The following is a 22375-nucleotide window of genomic DNA, read 5'->3' on the forward strand; positions in this document are numbered from 1 at the left end:
TATGAGCCATTAGCTTTTTTACTATTGATTTTTTAAAATATTATAATAAATGTCTGTGCCTTACTAATTCAAGGTATCAAGAAAAAACTCATAGCTATTAGCTCATAGCTACCTCAATTGATACGTTTCTACTAATGTTTTTACTTCCTCCAGACTTCTTTCTGGTTTTGGGAAAGGAGCAGGAATTGGCATTTTTGAATATTGCTGAAAATACAACACACAAGCATCTCTCCACCAAATGGCTTCTCTTTCCTGTACAGCTAGTCTACCTGCTACATCTTCAAAAATCTCTTTATCAACATTCGACTTCACGGATGACCATTGCTGACGCATTTCTTTTACTGACGCTAATCCTGTATAATATCTAGTACAAAGTTCATCCCAAAGCGTATTCCCTGTTGATAATTTAGTTTTCCAGCCTACATGATGAAACCATAGTAAATAGGGCAATGGAGTTTTGTTGGGGTCATTCCATTGATTTTGTACTTCTGGTGCATACAGCAAAAGGGCTTCTGTGCCTTTTTTTGTTCTATCAAAACCAAGACCTACACTATCAGCACGATGATAATATGCAGAAGCCCAGTCAGGACGTGCACTTCTCTCTAACCAAGGCTCAGGGCCGTAATGAATGCCTTGTCCCATAATATGGTGAAGTCCCAACGGAGTAGTAAAATTCACATAGTTTTCACGCGAGGCTAACAATATATTCGTAACCGTTTTTACTGCTTTCTCGTCTTGACTTAAAGTCATTTTAGTCCATTCATCTGCGATTTGTGCTGATGATAATTCATGATTCCACGCCAATCTACCAAATGCATACCAATTAGCTTGCGACATAAAATGACCCGTCCAATTACGGTCAGAACCTGTATTGGCTACTCCAGCAATGGCCGTTAAATTATAATTATGCAAAGAACCATCAACCACTTTCGCTACTGTTGAGCCTTTACCTTTTACATAAGTATCTGATTCAAGACATTCTTTGAAGAGGGGCGCTAAATAAACCAAATTGGTAGAAAATCCCAGATACTCTTGGGTAATCTGAAATTCCATCGCCAGTGGTGTTTTAGGCATAGCCCCAAAAAGTGGATGAAAAGGCTCACGGGCTTGGAAATCAATCGGTCCATTTTTTACCTGAACAATCACCTTCTTATCAAATTGCCCATCTAACGGTTTGAAGTCATTATAAGCTTCTTTGTAGCGATCACCTTTAGGATCATCCTTTGAACTTGGTTTATAAACAAAGGCACGCCAAATAACTACCCCAGTGTAGGGTTTTAAGGCTTCGGCCAACATATTTGCACCGTCGGCATGTGTTCTTCCAAAATCCTGTGGGCCAGGCTCTCCTTCAGAATTAGCTTTTACCAAATACCCTCCAAAATCTGGAATAATACTGTAAATTTCCTTTGTTTTGGCTTGCCACCAAGCACGTACTTGAGGGTCGAGTGGGTCTGATGTTTTAGCTCCCTTTAAAATTTTAGGAGCAGCAAAATTTACCGATAAAAATATTTGAATGCCATACGGACGAAAAACATCTGCCAAGGCTTTTACCTTTAAAAGGTATTCTTTGGTCATGAATCTTGCACTAGCATTTACATTATTGACTACCGTTGCGTTAATACCAATTGAAGCATTCGCACGTGCATAATCTTTGTATCGAGGGTCGATATTTTCAGGTAATTCATACCATTTCCATAAAGATGAGCCTGCATAACCTCTTTCGATAGTTCCCAATGGATTATCCCAATGGTTCAACATCCGTAGTTTGATTTTAGGATTACTCGTTATAAAGATATTTGCTAACGATTTTCCAGTCTGAATGCTTCTTAGCAATTCAAATGTTCCATACAATATTCCTTTTTCGGTATTACCCGAAACCACTACATTGCCATTTTGATTGATAATGGTAAATCCTTCATCATTCAAAGCCTGATTTTTCGAAAGTTGCAATACAATTCCTCCTGTATTTTTTGAGGTACTCAATACTGAAACTTGCTTACCAAGCAATCCTTGTAAGCCACTTTTTAATTCATCAGTAGCTACTTTGATGATTTCATGTTGAGTATTGGCTACAATAAATTTTGTAAAATGCGTATAACTTTCTCGCTGTAGTTTATTACTGATTAAATCATATTTCAACCACAAACGATAACCATCATCGGCAAAGGTATTCATACTGACAAAAAACAGTAAAAATCCTAATATTTTTTTGTACATAATGCTATAATATTTTGACAATAATGTGAATTATTTCAGACTGCGTTCTATTCCTAATTCTAAACCTCTTAATTCTGCCAAGCCTTTTAAACGACCAATGGCAGAATAGCCTGGATACGATTTTTGCTTGCCTGTTTTCTCTAAATCATCCAACATCAAATGTCCGTGGTCGGGTCGCATAGGAATCGACACAACGCCATTATTAGTATCCTTTCTTCGGTTTTGTTCTAACACAATGGCTTTAACCACTTCATACATATCTACATCACCATCTAAATGAGCTGCTTCATGAAAATTGAGTGGATTCTCTTCTCGTTTAGTAGTACGCAAATGAATAAAATGAATCCGTTCTCCAAATCGCTGAATCATTTTTGGCAAATCATTATCTTCTCTTACGCCTAAAGAACCCGTACAAAAAGTAATACCGTTGGCTGTTACATCAGCCGCCGCCATTAGTTGTGCTAAATCATTTTCGGTACTTACTACTCTTGGCAAACCTAATAATGACTTCGGAGGATCATCAGGGTGAATACATAAGTTCACGCCTAGCTCTTGGGCTAAGGGTGCTATCTGCTGAACAAAATAATATAGATTTGCGCGCAATTCGGCATCACCAATATGTTTGTAATTATCTAAAAGTGCCTGAAAATTAGTTAATTCAAAGGCTTCTTCTGAACCGGGCAAACCTAATAAAACAGTGTTGGTAAGCAAAGCAATCTCTTCAGCAGACATTGCCTTCATTTTTGCTAAGGCTGAAATTTGTACAGCTTCTGTATAATCCTGTTCTGCATTGGGTCTTTTCAGAATGTATAAATCAAACAGCGCAAAATCTTCCCAAACAAACCTAAGGGCTTTAGCACCATCTGGCATTTCATAATTCAAATTAGTACGAGACCAATCCAATACGGGCATAAAGTTATAGCAAACCGTTTTGATGCCACAAGCCGCTAGGTTCTGTAACGATGTTTTGTAGTTTTCAATGTATTGCTCACGCGAAGGCAATCCTTTTTTGATGTCCTCGTGTACAGGTAAACTTTCTACCACCGCCCACGTAAGCGGACTATATTGTGCATTACCTTCTTCTATTATCTGAATGCGTTCCTTGATTTTTTCGACAGTCCAAACCTCTCCTACAGGAATTTGGTGTAAAGCCGAAACTACACCCGAGCAACCTGCTTGTCGAATGTGCATCAGTGAAACGGGGTCGTTGGGGCCAAACCAACGCATTGTGTGCATCATACTCATATTATGTAATCTAATAATTAAAAATCAATCGATACAAAAGCCTTATGCTTTTGTTAACTTATGTGCTAGTGTCTGCGCTTTAATAGATAATTCTGTTGCCAAAAAGCAATGTTCTTGCGTCATCGCCGTTTCTGTACGATTCACAATATCGTTCACTAATTGTTCTCCATAAGGTAAAAACTCGTTGCTACAATCTATGTATTTAGTTTCCTTGTTATTTACCAAGTATAAATTATTCCCGTGGTCATAGGTTGCTATGTCTATGTTCTTGCGAATCTCAATGTATCCTTCTGTACCCAAAATAGTAAGGCGGCCATCTCCCCAAGTTTTCAGCCCATCTGGTGTAAACCAGTCAACCCTAACATAGCCTGAGCCTTCATTTCCACGCAACATCACATCACCAAAATCCTCAAATAATGGGTATTGAGGATGATTGACATTAGCAATTTGTGAAGCCACTACTTCCGCTTTTGTCGAACCTGTAAAAAATAAAAACTGGTCGCATTGATGCGAACCAATGTCACACAGGATACCTCCAAATTGTTTTTTATCAAAAAACCAAGCAGGTCTTGAATTAGCATTAATTCTATGAGGGCCCAAACCAATAGTTTGTACTACCTTACCAATAGCACCAGCCTTTACAAGTTCTCCAGCCTTTACTGTCGCTTTATTTTCAAAGCGTTCGCTATACATGATAGAGTAAATTCGCTTGGTAGCTTTTTGTACTTTCCTTACTTCTGCCAATTGTTCAAGCGTTGTAATACCGGGTTTATCCGACATATAGTCTTTTCCATGCTTCATTACTCTGATACCTAGTGGAGCTCTTTCATTAGCAATAATCGAACTCAACACCAATTGTATCGACTTATCTTCCAGAATTTCTGTTTCGCTCGAAGCCAACTTAGCATTTGGATATTTTTTGGCAAAATTGGCTACTAAATCTGCCTCTTTAGCATAAAATGAAACCAATTCTCCTCCCCCACGAATTACTGCCTCAACTTGACTGTAAATATGGGCGTGGTTCATTCCTATTACTGCAAATTTAATTTTAGGCGCAAGGTGTCTATGAATATATGGTGAACTAATAGTTTCTATTTTGGTAGCACTAGCCATGATTTCTTGCGAAACACCCGACATTAACACCATGCCCGCTGCTGAAGAAAGCGTATTTTTAAGAAAATCTCTGCGATTGTTTTGTCCGTTTTCCATCGTTTTTTTCAGTTTTTCTACTTGTTAGATTGAGTTTTTTTAGCAATCTCCAAAGCCTTGGTTGTTGTGTAATATTTTGAAATCATATTGGGAACTTCCCAAGCGGGCAGTTTGCCTACTTTCAAAAAGTCTAAGTATTTTTCTGTAACTCTTCCAAAATGTGCCTCGTGACCTTCTTTATATTTTTCTGGTATCAACACTTCCCACCCTTTTGCATTTTTCTTTACAGCAATTCCTTCAAAATTCTTTTGCAAGGCTGTTACTGCTTTTAAAAGAGTAGGTTCGTAAGTATCAGCAGGATTGATAGGTTCTATATACAATGTTGGTTTATACCCTTGTTCTGCTCCCTGACGAATAATAAGATTAGCTTTTGTACCACGCATGATAGAATAATGCGTATCGCCACCACCCTCTGGTGCTTTATAAGCCCATATTACAGAAGCTTTGGCATGAACACCTTTTAGCTGATAATTGATTTCTGCATTTGCATATATTTTTAGGGTAGTATCATTGGCTAAGTCTTTCTTCAAAAATGCAGGAAAACCGTCTGTTTTAGTAATCGTTTTAAACTGACTCAAGGTCATGTCTGTCGTCCAACGCTTGGCATTCGTTATTTCAATATCTTTTTGGCAGTCAATTACTTGCTCAGGAAAACATTCCCATTGAATTAAATCAACTAAATGCGTTGTTACATCCACCATACCTTCGCCTTGTTGAGCAACATCCATAAACCAAGCTGGTCGCGTTAATACACTGCCAGATACATACTTATAAAAATGGTGAACGCTTTCTTTAGTAACTGCAGGATTATCAGGTGTTCCTTTTTCTAACGTACCAAACACATCAGGAATCCCTGAAAATGCCCTTTGAAGCATCGTGCTGATTTCATAGCGTTCTGTCATGATATCATAAAGCAGTACTTTCTTTTTAGCAGCATTGCTAAAAGTAGCTTTTAATCTCGTGAAATCTTTTGCATCAATTATCATCGGTTTGTCAGCAACCACATTGAATCCTGCATTGACCGATTTCTCTAAATAATCTGCTTTGATTCTATTGTTTCCAGCTATCACTATCACATTCCCTGCTTTTTCAGATAGCATCTTTTCAAGGTAATCGCTCCCAGTATATAACTTTTCTTGCCAATGAGTAGGATTATCTGCCCGAGCATTATAAGAATTGATTCTATCAATATGAAATTGTACGTCGTTTCCAACAGGAGCATAAACATGTACTATCGGACTTACATCTGGATACATATTTTTTTGAACTAGTGCCGCATGAAAATGCCCAGGGTCGAGGGTGATTATTTTTACTGCTGGCGCTGATTGTGCTTGTGCGTATACACTTGAACACAATCCTAATCCAATGCACAAAAGCGTTTTATTGATTACTTTCATTATTATCTCTTTTTATTCTCTAAATAACTCATTGTTAAATTTTGATAGCATAAGGTGCTCGTTGCTCTCTGGCTAACAGTAAATTTGCCTCTGGGTCATTGATAAATCTTTCTTGTTTTGGATTCCAAAATAGTTTTCTATCAAGCTTCATCGCTGCATGATGCAACAAACAAGCAGTACATGAACGATGTCCTATTTCTGTGGGCGCAATTGGTTCTTTTCTAGATACAATGCTTTCCAACCAGTTGCCATGATGGTCTTTACTAACTGTTAAGTGAGTTTCGTTATCACCAATGACAGACGTTATTATTTTAGGGTCGCTAGCGTCCAAGGCTTTTGGGGCATTTTGTTTCGCTGTAGGGTCGCTTGAAGTAACGGCAGCGTCTCCTCTTGATACAAAAATCCATCCTTCAGTTCCTTCAAATTTAATACCGTTGGGCAGTTCATTGCTTACAACCATCCTTACGCCGTTTTCATACATTGCCTCAGTTCTGAAAATTCCATGAACATTCCAAAGTCCTTTTTTAGGGAAATCTGCTTTACCCCAAATCTCAATAGGGCCTGTATGTTCTGTATTCATAGCCCAGTGTGCACAGTCTATATGGTGCGAACCCCATCCTGTTATCATACCAGCACCAAATTGTTCACAACGCAACCAACCGGGGCGGTCGAAACCTGATTGTGGGTGTACTCTTTTTTCAGTATAATATACGTCTGGCGTTGTTCCCAGCCACATATCATAATTAAGGTTTTTCGGGATAGGCATTTGAGGTTCTTCATCACCTGATGGGTCACCCGGCAAGCCCACATAAACAGTCTTTAAAGTACCTATTCTACCATTTCTTACCAATTCTGCGGCATACCTAAATTGGTTTGATGAACGTTGCTGACTTCCTACTTGTACTATTCTTCCTGATTTTTTCACGGCATTAGCCATCATTCTTCCTTCTGAAATAGTCAAAGAAGCGGGCTTTTGCATATATACATCTTTCTTGGCACCTACAGCATGAATCACTATTGGGGCATGCCAATGGTCGGGCGTACTTACCAATACCGCATCAATATCTTTGTTGAGTAACAGTTCTCGATAATCTGTATAGGTTTTTACACCGTCAAATTCTTTTCCTGTTTTCTTTGAATAAAAATCATTTACTAGCTTTTTAGCTGATTCAACACGATTGCTGTCTAAATCACACACAGCCATTATCTGAGCATTATCGAATTTCCAAACGCCAGGCATATCATGCCCTCTTGAAATTCTCCCTGTACCAATTGCCCCGATGTTTATTCTATTACTGGGAGCATTCTTCCCAAACACAGAAGCTGGAACAATGGTTGGAAAACCTGTAATGATAGAACTTGCTAAAGTTCCTTTAATACCTAAATCAAGAAATTGTCTTCTAGATATTACATTTTTCTGTTCTTGTGACATATCCGTTTTATATTCAAAAATTAAAAAGGTTCTTAATGCTTTACTTGATAACTAATGTGTTTTTTCATGCTACAAGCTTTTATTCACTATTTAAATCAGCATGCTTATTAAATCAATATTCAATAGTATCTTGTATAAATATTTTTATATTATTTGATGTAAAACAATGCTTATGTCGCTGGTATCAAAAGTATCATAGCGTAGTATATCTACTGGTTTATCCTACCTAAATATTGTTATTTTAATTGAGAATGTAAAGATGGAAATTAATTTTTATTATGCAATCGGTTGCATAAATATTTTATAATTATTCCAATTAAATATTTTACTATTCAGTTTCATAAAAAATGAAAAAGCTAAAATAGAAGTCAAAAAGGGCATAAATGACCATTAAATGATAAATCAGGTTAAGAAAGGTCAATTCATTTATAAACATTAATACTGTAATATTTTCAATTGTTGCATAAAATTGTTTTATAATTGTACCATAATTATCCAATGAAAGAAATCCCAAGCATGATATTCTAGCAATAGGAATCTAGAAGGGTCTTAAAATTTATATCATGAGTAAAGAAATAACTATTTACGACATCGCAAGTCAATTAAAGTTATCGCCTGCAACCGTCAGCAGGGCTTTAAATGATCATCCTGCCATTAATGAAAAAACGAAGTTATTAGTCAATGCCAGAGCCACCGAATTGGGTTATCGTTCTAATAAATTTGCGAGCAATCTTCGTAGACAAAAAACGAATACTATCGGTGTTATTGTGCCTAGATTGAATAGCTACATCATGTCTACTGTTATTGCGGGGATGGAGAAAGTGGCTAATGAAGAAGGTTTTAATTTGATTATTAGTCAATCGCTGGAATCACAAAAAAAAGAAATCGCCAATGCTAAAACAATGTTTAGCAGTCGGGTAGATGGCCTATTGGTTTCTGTAGCTTTTGATACTGATTCCTTTGAACATTTTCAGCCTTTTCTGAAAAAGAAAATTCCTTTGATTTTCTTCGACCGTATTTTTGAAAATAGTGATTGTCCAGATATCGTCATTGATAATGCCAAAGCGGGTTATGAAGCCACCAAACACTTGATTGAACAAGGACGAAGAAATATTGTCCATATTACAGGTAATTTAAAAAGGAATGTTTATTCCGACCGACTTAAAGGATATCAACAAGCACTTACAGAACAAGGCATTCCTCTGAATCAAGATAATGTTTGGGTTACAGCCCTCAACCTAGAGGCTGGTCGAGAAATAGCTCATCGAATAAAAGCATTAGCCAACAAACCCGATGCGCTTTTTATTGCCAGTGATTTATGTGCTGTTAGTTGTATCGCCACTTTGAAAGATTTGAATATAGATATCCCTAAAGATATTTCTGTAGTAGGTTTCAATAATGACCCTGTTGCACAAGTAATTTCACCTAAGCTAACTACTATTCATTATCCTGCTAAAGAAATGGGGGAAATGGCTGTAAAAAGTTTGATAAATCACTTAAAAGGCAATATGAATCTGGATACTACCACTACGATTACTTTACGTTCTGAATTGATTATTCGAGAATCAAGTTTGTTTTCGAAAGATTAGCTATCATTAAAAATTGCATTTTCAAAAAATATCCTCGACCTTAGAGGAATGCAATTTAATAATTAATTTATGCCAAATCTGAACGTTAAAATCAATAAAGATAATACCTACGATGCCATCGTGATTGGCTCTGGAATGAGTGGCGGTTGGGCTGCTAAAGAACTTTGTGAGAAAGGCTTAAAAACATTAGTCCTTGAAAAGGGAAGAATGGTAAACCATGTAGAAGATTACCCAACCATGATGTTGGATCATTGGGAACTTGAACATCGTGGTGGACTTTCGTATGAAGACCAACAAAAGCAACACATCCAGATACGAAGTGGGTTTGTTGGTGAATCCACCAAACATTTTTTTACAAATGATGTCGATAATCCATACCAAGAAAAACAACGTTTCGACTGGATTCGGGGTAATCATGTTGGGGGGCGTTCACTCACTTGGGGAAAACACGTGTATCGTTGGAGCGATTTAGATTTTGAAGCCAATGCAAAAGATGGTATTGCTATCGACTGGCCAATTCGTTACAAAGATTTGGCTCCTTGGTATTCTTATGTAGAAAAATTTGTGGGCGTAAGTGGCGAGAAATTAGGTCTTGACCATTTGCCAGATGGAGAATTTCTTCCTCCATTTGAATTAAACTGCCTAGAAAAACACTTTAAAACTGAAGTAGCTAAAAAATTCAATGGTCGCCCAGTAACTACAGGACGTGTAGCACACCTTACTGAGCCACAACCACAGCACTTAGCTTTAGGGCGTGGCAAATGTCAAAACCGTAACCGATGCTCAAGGGGTTGTCCGTTCGGGGCATACTTTAGTAGTAATTCTGCTACTTTACCCGCTGCAAACAATACCGGCAACTTTTCTATTCGTCCAAACTCTATCGTTCATTCTATCATTTATGACGAAAAAACACAACGTGCTACGGGTGTAAGAGTAATTGATAGCGAGACAAAAGAAGAGATTATTTTCAAAGCCAAAATTATTTTTAGCTGTGCTTCTACTTTAGCCACCACTCAGATTTTATTAAATTCCAAATCAAGCCGTTTTCCGAATGGAATGGGGAATGATAGTGGAGAATTAGGGCATAATTTAATGGATCATCACTATAGAACAGGAGCCATGGGGTCTTATGATGGTTTTGAAGACCAATACTACAAAGGGCGTAAACCAACAGGTTTATTCATTCCAAGGTATGTAAATTTGAATGACGCGTCTAAAAATCCAAACTTTATTCGTGGTTATGATTATCAAGGAGCAGGTGGTGGCAGAGGCAACTGGGGAAGAGGTGTAAGCGAAGAGGGCGTTGGGGCAGCCTTTAAGGAGTCGTTATTTAAGCCAGGAGGCTGGGGAATGGCATTGATGGGTTTTGGGGAAGTATTACCATACCACGACAATATGGTAAGCTTAGACTCAGAGAAAACCGACAAATGGGGAATTCCACAATTGGTTTTTGATGCCGGATTGAAAGAAAATGAAATGAAAATGCGTGAGCAAATCAGGATAGATGCTGCTGAAATGTTGGAAAATGCAGGTTTTAAAAATGTAAAAACATTTGATAATGCTGGTGGACTAGGCGTAGGCGTGCATGAAATGGGAACGGCTAGAATGGGAAAAGACCCTAAAACTTCTGTACTCAACGGCAATAATCAAATTCATACAGTGCCTAATGTATTTGTAACAGACGGGGCTTGTATGACGTCTGCTTCTTGTGTTAATCCTTCTATTACTTATATGGCACTTACAGCACGTGCTGTCGATTTTGCTGTGAATGAGTTAAACCGTAAAAATTTGTAACATCATGAATCGCAGAGAAGTCCTTAAAAATACATCCTTATTCTTAGGTTACAGTTTATCAGCCGGTGCCTTGTCCGAACTTTTTATTGCTTGCCAAAAAGAAGCGCAGTTAAACTGGAAGCCTGTTTTTCTTTCAAACAATCAGGCTAACCTGATTGCAGAAATCACAGAAACGATTTTACCTAAAACAGAAACACCCGGAGCAAAAGAGCTTGGCGTGCCTCAGTTTATCGATAAAATGTTAAAAGATATGCTTTCGGAAGAAGACCAGAAAGCCTTTGTAAAAGATTTAGAAAAGTTTGATGAAAGTTGTGAAGAAGCCTACAAAAAGCCCTTCATTGAATGTACGCAGGCTGAAAGAGAAGCCTTTTTATTAAAAGCAGATAAAGAAGCAGGCAAACTCCCTCCTAGTGCTTGGGGCATTACTTTAGTAGCAAAACCAGACCCTATTTCATTTTTCAGGAGGCTCAAAAGCCTGACATTATTGGGTTATTATACTTCTGAAAAAGTAGGTAAAGAAATACTTTCGTATGACCCTATCCCGGGAGAATTTATTGCTTGTATGCCTTTGGATAAAGTCGGTAATGCTTGGAATGAATAATATTACCCCTATCAAAAAAGAGTATTCAAACTTACTTTTGTCTTTTGGGTGTATCACTCAAAAATATAACATAATAAAATGAAAAGATTTTGTCTTGCCCTTGATTTAGTTGACGACCCGCAGCTCATCGCTGAATATGAAGCCTATCATCAAAACGTTTGGGAAGAAATAAAAGCTAGTATTTTGAACGCTGGGGTTATAGATATGGAAATCTATCGAATTATGAACAGACTGTTCATGATTATGGAAACGGAAGACGATTTTTCGTTTGATAAAAAAGGAGAAATGGATGCTAATAATCCTAAAGTACAAGAATGGGAAAAACTAATGTGGAAATACCAATCAGCCTTACCTGTTGCCAAAGAGGGTGAAAAGTGGCTTTTAATGGATAGGATTTTTAAGTTAGTATAAAGTGAAATGCCTAAACTTTTGAAAAGTTTAGGCATTTCACTTTACAGCCTAGACAATTTTTATACTTTCAACTTTGCCAACTCATATTTTTCTCTAAGAAGCTGATTCCTATCATTTGCGATGATACAAATTTTAATTACTATTGCATTTACATCATCAGTTATAAACGACACTCCCATTAACCATGAAAAACAAAATCTTATTCGCATTAGTAATTGTATTAGTATTAATCCAATTTATCCGCCCTGAAAGAAATCTTTCCGACGACCAAACCTATAATATTTCTACTAAATATGTAGTAACAAATGAAGTGAAGGATATTTTAAAGGTAGCCTGCAACGACTGCCACAGTAACAAAACAGCATATCCGTGGTACGCTAACATTCAGCCAGTTGCTTTTTGGCTTAATCATCATGTAGAAGAAGGGAAAGAAGAACTTAATTTTTCAACTTTCACTAAACTTCCCATTGCTGTACAAAACCATAAATTAAAAGAAACAGTTGAACAAATAGAAAAAGGAGAAATGCCTTTACCTTCATACACTTATTTAGGTTTACACAAAGAAGCTAATCTGACAGAAGCGCAAAAGAAAGTACTTATTGATTGGGCAAAAGCTCAGATGGACACGTTAAAGGCTACTTATCCAGCGGATAGTCTTGTATTGAAAAGAAGGAAAAAGCCTGTGACCGATTAATTATGTAAGTTTTACCCATAATTATATAATATGTCTGCTAATACTTTACCATAATTTTGTGTTATTAAAATATCTCACAAATCATGGAAAGCGAAACAGGTATTCAACATAACATCAAAACTTTGGTTATCCCCGTAACGGGGATGACGTGTGCTGCTTGTGCTAGCAGTGTTGAAAATATCCTTCATAAGCAAAATGGCGTATTAGCATCAAGTGTAAATTTTGCAAGCGAATCGGCTAAAATTCAATTTGATACCAATCTTACTTCTCCAGAATTTTTACAGGGAAAACTCCAAGCTATCGGCTACGGCTTAATTTTAGGAACACCCGAAAAAGCCAAAGAACAACAAACCCTCATTAAACAAAATCATTATAGAACACTCAAACAAAACTTAATCTGGGCGAGTATTCTTACGCTCCCTGTGGTAATCATTGGGATGTTTTTGATGGATATGCCTTATGCTAATTGGATAGAGTTGGTACTTACTACCCCTGTTCTTCTCTGGTTTGGGCGACAATTCTTTGTCAATGCGCTTAAACAAACCCGTGCTGGAAGTGCTAATATGGATACACTTGTGGCTTTGAGTACTGGTATTGCCTTTTTATTTAGTTTATACAACACGCTGTTCCCTGAGTTTTGGCATCATAGAGGCTTACATGCACATGTATATTATGAAGCTGCTGCGGTGGTCATTGTATTTATTATGTTGGGCAAATTATTAGAAGAAAACGCTAAAGCAAATACTTCTACTGCCATCAAAAAGTTAATGGGTTTACAGCCCAAAACAGTTTTAATAATTGATAATGGCGTAGAAAAAGAAATAGCTATTGCTGATGTACAAGTAAGTGATAGAATTTTGATTCGTCCGGGCGATAAGATACCTGTAGATGGGAAAGTACTTTCTGGAAATTCATTTGTAGATGAAAGCATGATGAGTGGTGAGCCTTTGCCTGTAGAAAAAAGTAAGGGTTCAAAGGTATATTCTGGTACTGTAAATCAGCAAGGTAGTTTCAAATTCATTGCTGAAAAAGTAGGTGATGAAACATTCTTAGCCCAGATTATCCAATTGGTACAAGAAGCCCAAGGCAGTAAAGCTCCCGTACAAAAATTAGTCGATAAAATTGCTAGTATTTTCGTCCCTATCGTTTTAGGCATTGCGGTGGTAACTTTTATCGTTTGGATAATTTTCGGAGGAGAAAATGCTTTGACGCATGCTTTATTAACTTCAGTTTCAGTGTTAGTTATTGCCTGTCCCTGTGCTTTAGGCTTGGCTACACCTACCGCTATTATGGTTGGTGTAGGGAAAGGTGCCGAAAACGGAATTTTGATAAAAGATGCTGAAAGTTTGGAAATTGCCCACAGGGTTAATGCCATTATTTTAGATAAAACAGGCACAATAACCGAAGGCAGACCTTCTGTAAGTGATTTAATATGGGTAAGTGAACCTAATAACGAAACTTTCAAAAGTATTTTACTATCCCTTGAAAGTCTTTCTACACATCCTTTAGCAGAAGCTGTGACTCAATATCTAAAATCAGAAGGAACAAAACCTTTAACGCTTATTGATTTTGAAAATATCGTCGGCAAAGGAATACAGGCTACATTTGAAGGTAGAAAGTATTTTGTCGGCAGTCCGAAATGGATAGAAAATATCGTAAAGACTATTGATAATAAAGCAGTTATCTCTTTAGAAAAGTCAGGGAAAACTGTGGTTCTTTTTGCAAATGAGGCTCAGGTAATAGCCATCATTGCTATAACAGATAAAATCAAAAGTTCTTCTGCTGAAGCCATTCAACAATTACAAAAACAGGGCATTGACGTATATATGCTGACAGGTGATAATGCTTTAACAGCAGAAAAAGTATCAAGCCAAGTAGGTATTACAAATGTACAGGCGGGCTTACTACCCAATGATAAAGCACTGTTTATTAAACAATTGCAAAAAGAAGGCAAAGTAGTGGCGATGGTTGGTGATGGTATCAACGACTCGCAAGCGTTAGCCCAAGCAGATATTAGCATTGCGATGGGCAAAGGCTCGGATATAGCAATGGACGTAGCCAAAATGACTATAATATCTTCTGATTTACTAAAAATTCCGAATGCCTTACGGCTTTCTAGGCAAACGGTATCAACTATTCATCAGAATTTATTTTGGGCATTCATTTATAACCTAATAGGCATCCCATTAGCAGCAGGCGTATTATTCCCATTCAATGGTTTTTTGCTCAATCCCATGATAGCAGGAGCGGCAATGGCACTCAGTTCGGTTTCAGTAGTAAGTAATAGTATTCGTTTAAAATATAGATGATTGGTATCATCATTAAATCACAATCCAAGATGGCAACTTTAACATTCAAAACCAATATCAATTGCAATAATTGCGTAGCTAAAGTAAAACCTTTTCTCAACCAAGTAGAGAATATAGAAAATTGGCAAGTGGATATTGAAAATCCTGATAAAACCCTTAAAGTATCAGGTGAAGACGAACTAACGAGTCAAGAGGTAATTGAGGCTGTGCAGAAAGCTGGCTTTACTATACAACCAAAGTAAACAATTCAACCTGTGTACAAAAGTTTATCCTTCATTTCCATGAAGGATAAACAAATAGATATAGCTCGCTTATTTAATAATTAAAATCTTAGCATTTTCGAGGCATAATAATTCGTGCAGAGCTTTCCCTGGAAAATGAATAAAATCACCCGTTTGAAAAATATTCGCCACCCCTTCAAGCTTAATTTCCATTTTCCCTAATTGCACTATCACAAATACGTCTGTTGGGTTACTATGCGATGGCATTTTATCTCCTGTTTCAAACGACTTATATATAATTTTTGCCCCTGCTATTTCTTGGAGTACTTGCATCTTTTTCTCAACAAGTAGGTATTGTCCTCTTAATAAACTTCCGATTTCCATGATATTTGATTTCCTATTAGGGTGTGACTTAAGTCACACCCTAATAGGAAGTTATGTTAAAGAGTATTCTTAACAAGTTTGGTTTTTATATGCTAGCTCAATATATTGAAGCCAATGATAAAACTATGGACTATCGCACTAATCCAGAAAATGGTTACCCCAATTTTGACTGGCATAGCTGAAAGGATAGGAACAAGTACACTAAAAAAACAAAGGACACAAGCTGCTAATTGCCAGTCGCCACCGTTATAGACATTCATACTCACTAAAGTAAGGGGAGTCAAAATATTGGCTTGAATCATCAGTGAAAATCCATTCCAGAAAGCACGATTATTTTCTTGTTGTTCAAAAAAAATGGCATATTGATTTGTTAGCGCATTCATAATTATTTTGTGTTTGATTATGATACAAATTTGCAAGTAGCCTACCACTCCAGTTTATGACCTAAATCATATTATAAAAAATAATGCTGAGGATAGAAGTTTAACATCGTGTTACAAACAATCTGTAATTTTATATTCCATCGTTATCTTTGTTAAAATCTTGTATGCAATGATTCCTCCAGCTATTTTAGAAAAATTTGGTGCCACGCGTAAAATATTGGTGAAAACTGAAGTGCTTTTTGAAGAAGGAACGGATGCACATTTCTATTATCAAATTATCAATGGCGAGATTAAAGTATTGAATTGGTCGGAAGATGGTAAGGAATTTATTCAAGGTATTTTCTCGGATGGTCAAAGTTTAGGCGAACCTCCATTATTAGGGCTTTTCCCCTACCCTGCTACAGCCATCGCCACTACAATTACCGAAGTATATAAGTTATCCTATCAGGCAATGATAGCTTTATTACAAGATAATTTTGATATTCATTTAAAACTCACACATATTCTTTCGAATAGGCTACAATACAAAGCCATGATCATGAAAGATATGAGCACACAGGATGCTGAACACCGCATCGTTTCGATGCTTAGTTACTTAAAGAAAAAAGAAGGCGTTAAAGGGGTTTTTGAAGTAAATCTTACTCGACAAAATCTTGCTGATTTAACGGGATTAAGGGTAGAAACGGTAATCAGAACGATTAAACTAATGCAAGAGCAAAAGAAATTAAAGATAAAAGGAAGAAAAATTTGGTTTGAATAGTTGTTTTAAAAATCTAGTAAGAGAAAATTTTTACTCATCTTTGAAGTGTAAAATATGGTCAAAAAGGGCTATTTTTTCAAAACTATTAAAGCCTTATTATCGCTACAAAAATCAATTATTTAAAAAGCTAGTTAAGAAATCAGCACATTTTGTTAAAAAAATTAAGTATATTTAAAGATTAAGTGTCTTTTTTTATTGAAAACGCAATTATTTTAACTGAATGACCCCAAAGTTTTTATATGATGAAAAGGAACTGTTAACGCTTGCGTCATCTGGCCATGAACAAGCTTTTACGATGCTTTTTCATGCTTATAAAAATAAGTTATATGGCTATTTGTATCGATTGACAGACTCTAACGAAATAACAGAAGACATTATTCAAGAGCTTTTTTTGAAACTTTGGAAGGATAAAAGTGAGCTAGTCAATATCGTTCAGTTTGATGCTTATTTGTTCAGGATGGCAAAAAATCAAGCCTTGAATGCTTTTAAAAGCATGGCAAGGCAGACGCTTTTGTATGCTGAATATTTTGATACTCAAAGCATCGAAGTATATTCAACTGATAATATTATCCAATTTGATGAAACACAAAAACTGTTGAAGCAAATTATTGAAAACCTTCCTCCCCAACAAAAACTTATCTTTAAATTAAGTCGTGAACAACATTTAAAACACGATGAAATTGCAGATATGCTCAATCTGTCACCTTCTACAGTAAAAAACCACATCATTCAAGCCCTCAACACGATAAAACATAAGCTTAAATATCAAGCTGCATTCTACCTTTTTTACATGTTTTGGATTGCCATAAAAAAATAATTTAAAAATTATTTAACATCGACTAGTCCTATCTTTTCCCAGAATTGTCTTCTATTTAGTTAACCTCAAAAAACAGTGGTTTTATTGATTGTTGACTTATCAATATTATAATCTAAAAGGGACGAAATCCATTGATGTGATATGCCTTCAGAGAGAATCAGTTTTTTAGTGGAAAGATATTTCAGTAATACTTGTACTGAAGCAGAAAAGTATGAACTGATGCAATGGGCAAATACGGCTTCTGAAACTGAACTTGAAGAGATTTTGCATAGTTCATGGCAAAACTATGAATCAAATCTGGAGATGCCTACAGAAATGTCTGACAGGATAATGTCTAAAATATTTACACAAAATCCAGTTGTTGAAGAAGATAATGAATATTCAGAGGAAGAAAATAAACCAAGTATTGGCTTTTGGCGTATTAATTACAGTATAGCAGCCTCGATTGCCTTAATTATTTCAGTTGGGTTGTTCGCATGGTTTCAATATAACACGGTTGATAAAAGAACAGAAAACAGAATAGTTCAAGTAAAAGAATTTGAAAAAAATGATGTATTGCCCGGTAGCGACAAAGCGATTCTAACATTTGATGATGGAACTAAAGTAGCATTGGATGATTCGAAAAACGGAAGTCTAGGGAAACAAGGGGAAACCAATATCCTTAAGCCAGAAAAAGGACAACTAGTATATCAATCTAACAAAACCGCTGTCGCCCAACCAATGTATAATACCGTCACGACACCAAAAGGCGGGCAGTATCAGGTGGTACTATCAGATGGCACCAAAGTATGGTTGAATGCGGCATCTAGCCTAAGATTTCCATTAGTTTTTGAAGGGAATGAACGGAAAGTGGAAATGACTGGCGAGGTATATTTTGAAGTAGCGAAAAATGCTAAAAAGCCGTTTAAAGTCATCTGCAACGGGCAAGAGGTTGAAGTATTGGGAACACATTTTAATATCATGGCTTATCCTAACGAAAAAGCCATTAAGACTACCTTATTAGAAGGTTCAGTAAAAGTTAGTAAAGATGACCATTCAACGATATTAGAGCCTGGTCAACAAGCAAAAGTGGGCTTTAATAATAATATTTTCAGAACGATAAATGATGTTAGTCTGGAAGAAGAGCTTGCTTGGAAAAACGGATATTTTCAGTTCAATAATGCTAGTTTAGAGATGATTATGCGACAGATAGAACGTTGGTACGATGTTGACATTCAATATATTGGCAAAATACCTGATGAACATTTTACGGGCAAACTCCAACGAAATACCAACTTATCGAACGTATTGAAAATATTATCAATGAGCGAAGTACAATTTAAGATAGAGGGCAAAAAAATAGTGATAACACCATAGTTTAGTAAGCTTAAAAATACTGAGTATAAATAAAAAATTGTTAAACATATTTTCAGTGAAAGTGGCACTCAATCCACAAAAAGGCATTAAACAACGAAAAAGCGAAAACGCGGCAACGTTTTCGCTCTAAATCGGAGTTTGATTAAAATAATTTTTCCAAGTATCTCATTTAACCCCAAAACAAAAGTATGAATCGCAATCCTATTTTCCAAATTAGGCTGGGTTTGCCGTGTAATTCGGCGTCCTGTCGTGGACAACAATTTTCCACTAAATTTTTCAGGGTCATGAAACTAACCTTTATTTTATCATTGACGATATATTTACAGGTAAGCGCTGTTGGGTTTTCACAAAGGTTTAATTTAAATCTTAGAAATACCGCTATTAATAAAGTATTCAACGAGATTGAAAAACAAAGCGATTATACTTTTTGGTATAAAACAGATTTGTTGTTAAATGCAGAAAAGGTTTCTATCAATCTTAAAAATGCTAAGCTTGAAGAAGTCCTTGAGAATTGTTTTGCCAATCAACCCCTCGATTATTTGATTGTTGATAAAACCATTGTCATCAAATCCAAAAAAGTTAATCCTAAATTAGAACTTCCTATTGAAATACTATTACAAACTGTTAAAGGAAAAGTAATCTCCTCTACTGATTCAAAACCATTAGTAGGCGTAAATATTGCTATAAAAGGCACATCCAGAGGAACCACAACAGATCCAAACGGAGAGTTCTCCTTAAATGCTACCAAAAACGAAATCCTTGTGTTTTCTTATATTGGCTATAAATCAAAAGAAGTATTGGTAGGTAACCAAACATTTATTTCGATTAATTTACAAGAAATAGCTACATCTTTGGCTGAAATTGCAGTGGTAGGTTACGGAAACCAATCACGTAAAACACTTTCAAGTGCTGTTAGTACTATTAAAACTGAAGAGCTTAACAAAGGGGCAATTACAGACCTCGGACAATTACTACAAGGTAAAGTACCAGGGTTAAATATCACCGCCAATGGTGACCCTAACAAACCTGCTGCTGTGATTTTGAGGGGTGCTTCAACCTTGAATAGCTCACAAGGTCCATTTTATGTAATTGATGGAGTACCGGGTGCTGATATTTCAACTATTGCACCAGACGATGTTGCTTCAATTGATGTGCTGAAAGATGCCGCAGCAACAGCTATTTATGGAAACCGTGCCGCCAATGGGGTAATCATGGTGACAACACGAAAAGGCAAGAAAGGACAAACACAAGTTTCGTACAGTTCATTTGTAGGTCTCGAAAAAGTATCTAATAAACTAGATATGATGACGGCTTCAGAATTGCGTGCGTTTATGCAAAAACTGAATATTTCTTTCTCTCCAAAAGACGATAAAGGTGCTGATACTGATTGGCAATCTGCTATCCAAAAGAAACAGGCTATTTCAACTAACCACAACCTTTCTGTAAGTGGTGGTGGCGAGCATACTTCTTATAGTGCAAGCTTAAATTATGTAAAGAAGGATGGTATTTTGTTGAATAGCTCTTTAGAAAGAGTAATCGCTCGTTTGTCGATTGAACAATTAGCTTTGAAAGACAAATTAAAATTTGCTTTCTCCATCACTAATTCAAGCAGTGATGCTGAGGATATTCCTTATAGAAATACTGTTCTTTTACAGTCAACATCTTATTTGCCTGTATCGCCAATTACAAATGCTGATGGTACTTATTTTGAGAATTTAGAAAACTCTGGTTATTACAATCCAGTTGCGATGGTTAATAATAGTCAAATGAGAACCAAGTATAGTAATTTGATTGGAAGTTTTAAAACTCAGTTAGAATTGCCTTTTGGTCTAACTTATAATTTAGACCTTTCTTACATGAATTCTAATACACTACAAGGTACATATTACAATAAATATTATACAAGTACTTATAACAATATGTATGACAACCCAGATCCTGGTCTAGGTTTTCACTATCAGCAAACATTTGGTAAGGACGGTCAAGCTAGTAGAAGTTCGTACCAGAATACGAACAAAATTTTAGAAACATATTTAACTTGGAATAAAGAGTTTGGCAATCACACAATTAATGCAGTACTAGGTTATTCTTGGCAAAACAATAAAATTGGTGATGGTTTCCAAGTAACAACCAGTAATTTACCTGTTGACAACATAGGTTATAACAACTTAGCACTAAGTAACCCTTATGGAATCTCAGGCTATCAGATTAGTTTTGGACCAGACGGTGTTTATCAAGAGACTCAATTAATTTCAGACTTTGCTAGATTCAATTATAATTACAACAATAAATACTTATTACAAGGCTCAGTAAGAAGAGATGGTAGTTCAGTATTTGGCAAAAATAATCAGTGGGGATATTTCCCTTCAGTGGGTGCTGCTTGGAGAATCAGTCAAGAAGATTTTATGGCAAATCAGGATATCTTGAGTGATTTGAAATTAAGAGCAAGTTATGGTGTAACAGGTAACGCTTCAGGGTTTAATGCTTATACTTCTCAATTTATTTCAGGAGGTTTAGGAACATATTACTATAATGGTACATTAGTAGCAGCAAACGGGCCAACTAAAGCGGCAAACCCAGATTTGAAATGGGAAAAAACAGCCACAACGAACATCGGTCTAGATTTTGCAACGGCTAATAATAAAATTAGTGGTTCATTAGAATTGTATAATAAAAATACTACTGGAATGATTTATTCTTATAGTGTTGACCCAATTCTTGTACCAGTAGGAAGTATTGTTGCTAATGGTGGAAGTATCAACAACAAAGGGATTGAATTAACTGTTAATGCAAAAGTAATCAATAAGGGCAAATTTAACTGGGCAACTACCATTAACCTTGCACATAACAGTAACGTAATTACAAGTTTAACCAATCCTTTATTTGCAGGTGGAGATTCTGTACTTTTATCTCGCCCAGAAGGTGGCGGACAATCAGGACGTTCATTACAAATTCTAAAATCAGGAAGACCACTCGGACAATTTTTTGCTTTAGAATATGCAGGAAAAAATGCTTCAGGAGTTTCTCAGTTTGTTGGTGCTGATGGTAAATTAACGACTACACCGAAAGAAGGAGTTGATTATCATTACTTAGGTAGTGCACAACCAAAATTATTATTAGGTTGGAACAATACATTCAAGTATAAAAATTGGGATTTGAATGTATTCATCAGAGGCGTTTTTGGCAATAAAATTTTCAATGCTACGCGTGCAGACTTATTCAGACCAAACACAGTACAATATGCTAATATCTTGGCAGATGCAGCCAACGAATCGGCTTCAGATTATAATGCATATTTTTATTCATCACGTTTTATTGAAGATGGAAGTTTTATCAGATTTGATAATGCTACTTTGGGTCATAACTTCAAAAACTTAGGTTCAGCAGTTAAAAACCTAAGAGTTTACGGTTCTGTCAATAACCTTTTTGTGATAACAAAATATACAGGTGTTGACCCAGAAGTTAACCAAGGAGGTATCGCTCCAGGGGTAGATTATAATAACTTCTATCCAAAAACGCGTACTTTCTTAATAGGTGTAAATGTTTCATTTTAATT

Annotated in this window: 18 protein-coding genes; 11 read left to right on the forward strand and 7 right to left on the reverse strand. The window is 36.2% G+C overall.

Going from position 1 to position 22375, the window contains the following annotated elements; all coding sequences use genetic code 11:
• Window positions 1-108: 108 nt before the first annotated feature.
• The 5 genes from J2Y60_RS09730 to J2Y60_RS09750 are packed head-to-tail and all read right to left on the reverse strand — an operon-like array spanning window position 109 to window position 7500.
• Complete coding sequence (locus tag J2Y60_RS09730; RefSeq protein ID WP_309916971.1) at window positions 109-2217, reverse strand: alpha-glucuronidase family glycosyl hydrolase; 2109 nt, start codon at window positions 2215-2217, stop codon at window positions 109-111.
• A 30-nt stretch (window positions 2218-2247) separates the two neighbouring features.
• Window positions 2248-3462, reverse strand: a complete 1215-nt coding sequence (uxuA, locus tag J2Y60_RS09735; protein WP_309916973.1) for a mannonate dehydratase — start codon at window positions 3460-3462, stop codon at window positions 2248-2250.
• 42 nt (window positions 3463-3504) lie between these two features.
• Complete coding sequence (locus tag J2Y60_RS09740; protein ID WP_309916977.1) at window positions 3505-4671, reverse strand: Gfo/Idh/MocA family oxidoreductase; 1167 nt, start codon at window positions 4669-4671, stop codon at window positions 3505-3507.
• Between the two features lie 17 nt (window positions 4672-4688).
• Window positions 4689-6068, reverse strand: coding sequence for a putative oxidoreductase C-terminal domain-containing protein (locus J2Y60_RS09745; RefSeq protein ID WP_309916980.1), 1380 nt, complete (start codon window positions 6066-6068; stop codon window positions 4689-4691).
• Between the two features lie 34 nt (window positions 6069-6102).
• A complete protein-coding gene (locus J2Y60_RS09750) occupies window positions 6103-7500 on the reverse strand; it encodes a Gfo/Idh/MocA family oxidoreductase (protein WP_309916983.1) in 1398 nt (465 codons plus the stop codon).
• 563 nt (window positions 7501-8063) lie between these two features.
• On the opposite strand from J2Y60_RS09750, the gene J2Y60_RS09755 reads away from it, so the two are divergent.
• The 7 genes from J2Y60_RS09755 (at window position 8064) to J2Y60_RS09785 (ending at window position 15140) form a co-directional block, all read left to right on the forward strand.
• Window positions 8064-9089 (forward strand): LacI family DNA-binding transcriptional regulator, encoded by a 1026-nt coding sequence (locus J2Y60_RS09755; protein WP_309916986.1) that lies wholly within the window; start codon window positions 8064-8066, stop codon window positions 9087-9089.
• A 69-nt stretch (window positions 9090-9158) separates the two neighbouring features.
• Complete coding sequence (locus J2Y60_RS09760) at window positions 9159-10883, forward strand: GMC family oxidoreductase (protein ID WP_309916989.1); 1725 nt, start codon at window positions 9159-9161, stop codon at window positions 10881-10883.
• Between the two features lie 4 nt (window positions 10884-10887).
• On the forward strand, window positions 10888-11484 hold the full coding sequence (locus J2Y60_RS09765) for a gluconate 2-dehydrogenase subunit 3 family protein (RefSeq protein WP_309916992.1): 597 nt from the start codon (window positions 10888-10890) through the stop codon (window positions 11482-11484).
• 78 nt (window positions 11485-11562) lie between these two features.
• Window positions 11563-11895 carry an L-rhamnose mutarotase gene (locus tag J2Y60_RS09770; RefSeq protein ID WP_309916994.1) on the forward strand — a complete coding sequence of 111 codons (333 nt, stop codon included), beginning with the start codon at window positions 11563-11565 and terminating at the stop codon, window positions 11893-11895.
• A 184-nt stretch (window positions 11896-12079) separates the two neighbouring features.
• The gene (locus J2Y60_RS09775) at window positions 12080-12589 is read left to right on the forward strand and encodes a heme-binding domain-containing protein (RefSeq protein WP_309916996.1); all 510 of its coding nucleotides are present in this window, start codon (window positions 12080-12082) and stop codon (window positions 12587-12589) included.
• Between the two features lie 83 nt (window positions 12590-12672).
• Window positions 12673-14898, forward strand: coding sequence for a heavy metal translocating P-type ATPase (locus tag J2Y60_RS09780; RefSeq protein WP_309916999.1), 2226 nt, complete (start codon window positions 12673-12675; stop codon window positions 14896-14898).
• A 29-nt stretch (window positions 14899-14927) separates the two neighbouring features.
• The gene (locus J2Y60_RS09785) at window positions 14928-15140 is read left to right on the forward strand and encodes a heavy-metal-associated domain-containing protein (RefSeq protein WP_309917003.1); all 213 of its coding nucleotides are present in this window, start codon (window positions 14928-14930) and stop codon (window positions 15138-15140) included.
• Between the two features lie 69 nt (window positions 15141-15209).
• Here the strand turns inward: J2Y60_RS09785 and J2Y60_RS09790 are convergent, their stop codons facing one another.
• Window positions 15210-15503, reverse strand: a complete 294-nt coding sequence (locus tag J2Y60_RS09790) for a cupin domain-containing protein (protein ID WP_309917006.1) — start codon at window positions 15501-15503, stop codon at window positions 15210-15212.
• A gap of 92 nt (window positions 15504-15595) precedes the next feature.
• Entirely contained in the window at window positions 15596-15886 is a 291-nt protein-coding gene (locus J2Y60_RS09795; RefSeq protein WP_309917009.1) for a hypothetical protein, read from the reverse strand.
• Window positions 15887-16055: 169 nt separating this feature from the next.
• Here J2Y60_RS09795 and J2Y60_RS09800 point away from each other — a divergent pair, with 169 nt between their 5' ends.
• From J2Y60_RS09800 to J2Y60_RS09815, 4 genes are all read left to right on the forward strand, one after another.
• Window positions 16056-16646 (forward strand): Crp/Fnr family transcriptional regulator, encoded by a 591-nt coding sequence (locus J2Y60_RS09800; protein ID WP_309917012.1) that lies wholly within the window; start codon window positions 16056-16058, stop codon window positions 16644-16646.
• Between the two features lie 220 nt (window positions 16647-16866).
• Complete coding sequence (locus J2Y60_RS09805) at window positions 16867-17463, forward strand: RNA polymerase sigma-70 factor (RefSeq protein ID WP_309917015.1); 597 nt, start codon at window positions 16867-16869, stop codon at window positions 17461-17463.
• Window positions 17464-17604: 141 nt separating this feature from the next.
• Window positions 17605-18819 (forward strand): FecR family protein, encoded by a 1215-nt coding sequence (locus tag J2Y60_RS09810; RefSeq protein WP_309917018.1) that lies wholly within the window; start codon window positions 17605-17607, stop codon window positions 18817-18819.
• A 284-nt stretch (window positions 18820-19103) separates the two neighbouring features.
• Window positions 19104-22373: a TonB-dependent receptor gene (locus J2Y60_RS09815; RefSeq protein ID WP_309917020.1), complete on the forward strand. Its 3270-nt coding sequence runs from the start codon at window positions 19104-19106 to the stop codon at window positions 22371-22373.
• The last annotated feature ends 2 nt before the right edge of the window (window positions 22374-22375 follow it).

It is taken from the genome of Arcicella sp. BE140, from assembly GCF_031456255.1.
GTDB classification, from domain to species: Bacteria; Bacteroidota; Bacteroidia; order Cytophagales; family Spirosomataceae; genus Arcicella; species Arcicella aquatica.

What these genes read in the sequence shown, in the direction of transcription:
- J2Y60_RS09785 (WP_309917003.1), top strand. Translation starts at nt 14,928, where the DNA reads ATGGCAACTTTAACATTCAAAACCAATATCAATTGCAATAATTGCGTA.
- uxuA (WP_309916973.1), bottom strand. Translation starts at nt 3,462, where the DNA reads ATGAGTATGATGCACACAATGCGTTGGTTTGGCCCCAACGACCCCGTT.
- J2Y60_RS09755 (WP_309916986.1), top strand. Translation starts at nt 8,064, where the DNA reads ATGAGTAAAGAAATAACTATTTACGACATCGCAAGTCAATTAAAGTTA.
- J2Y60_RS09805 (WP_309917015.1), top strand. Translation starts at nt 16,867, where the DNA reads ATGACCCCAAAGTTTTTATATGATGAAAAGGAACTGTTAACGCTTGCG.
- J2Y60_RS09810 (WP_309917018.1), top strand. Translation starts at nt 17,605, where the DNA reads ATGCCTTCAGAGAGAATCAGTTTTTTAGTGGAAAGATATTTCAGTAAT.
- J2Y60_RS09815 (WP_309917020.1), top strand. Translation starts at nt 19,104, where the DNA reads ATGAAACTAACCTTTATTTTATCATTGACGATATATTTACAGGTAAGC.
- J2Y60_RS09765 (WP_309916992.1), top strand. Translation starts at nt 10,888, where the DNA reads ATGAATCGCAGAGAAGTCCTTAAAAATACATCCTTATTCTTAGGTTAC.
- J2Y60_RS09740 (WP_309916977.1), bottom strand. Translation starts at nt 4,671, where the DNA reads ATGGAAAACGGACAAAACAATCGCAGAGATTTTCTTAAAAATACGCTT.
- J2Y60_RS09780 (WP_309916999.1), top strand. Translation starts at nt 12,673, where the DNA reads ATGGAAAGCGAAACAGGTATTCAACATAACATCAAAACTTTGGTTATC.
- J2Y60_RS09750 (WP_309916983.1), bottom strand. Translation starts at nt 7,500, where the DNA reads ATGTCACAAGAACAGAAAAATGTAATATCTAGAAGACAATTTCTTGAT.
- J2Y60_RS09790 (WP_309917006.1), bottom strand. Translation starts at nt 15,503, where the DNA reads ATGGAAATCGGAAGTTTATTAAGAGGACAATACCTACTTGTTGAGAAA.
- J2Y60_RS09730 (WP_309916971.1), bottom strand. Translation starts at nt 2,217, where the DNA reads ATGTACAAAAAAATATTAGGATTTTTACTGTTTTTTGTCAGTATGAAT.
- J2Y60_RS09800 (WP_309917012.1), top strand. Translation starts at nt 16,056, where the DNA reads ATGATTCCTCCAGCTATTTTAGAAAAATTTGGTGCCACGCGTAAAATA.
- J2Y60_RS09745 (WP_309916980.1), bottom strand. Translation starts at nt 6,068, where the DNA reads ATGAAAGTAATCAATAAAACGCTTTTGTGCATTGGATTAGGATTGTGT.
- J2Y60_RS09760 (WP_309916989.1), top strand. Translation starts at nt 9,159, where the DNA reads ATGCCAAATCTGAACGTTAAAATCAATAAAGATAATACCTACGATGCC.
- J2Y60_RS09775 (WP_309916996.1), top strand. Translation starts at nt 12,080, where the DNA reads ATGAAAAACAAAATCTTATTCGCATTAGTAATTGTATTAGTATTAATC.
- J2Y60_RS09770 (WP_309916994.1), top strand. Translation starts at nt 11,563, where the DNA reads ATGAAAAGATTTTGTCTTGCCCTTGATTTAGTTGACGACCCGCAGCTC.
- J2Y60_RS09795 (WP_309917009.1), bottom strand. Translation starts at nt 15,886, where the DNA reads ATGAATGCGCTAACAAATCAATATGCCATTTTTTTTGAACAACAAGAA.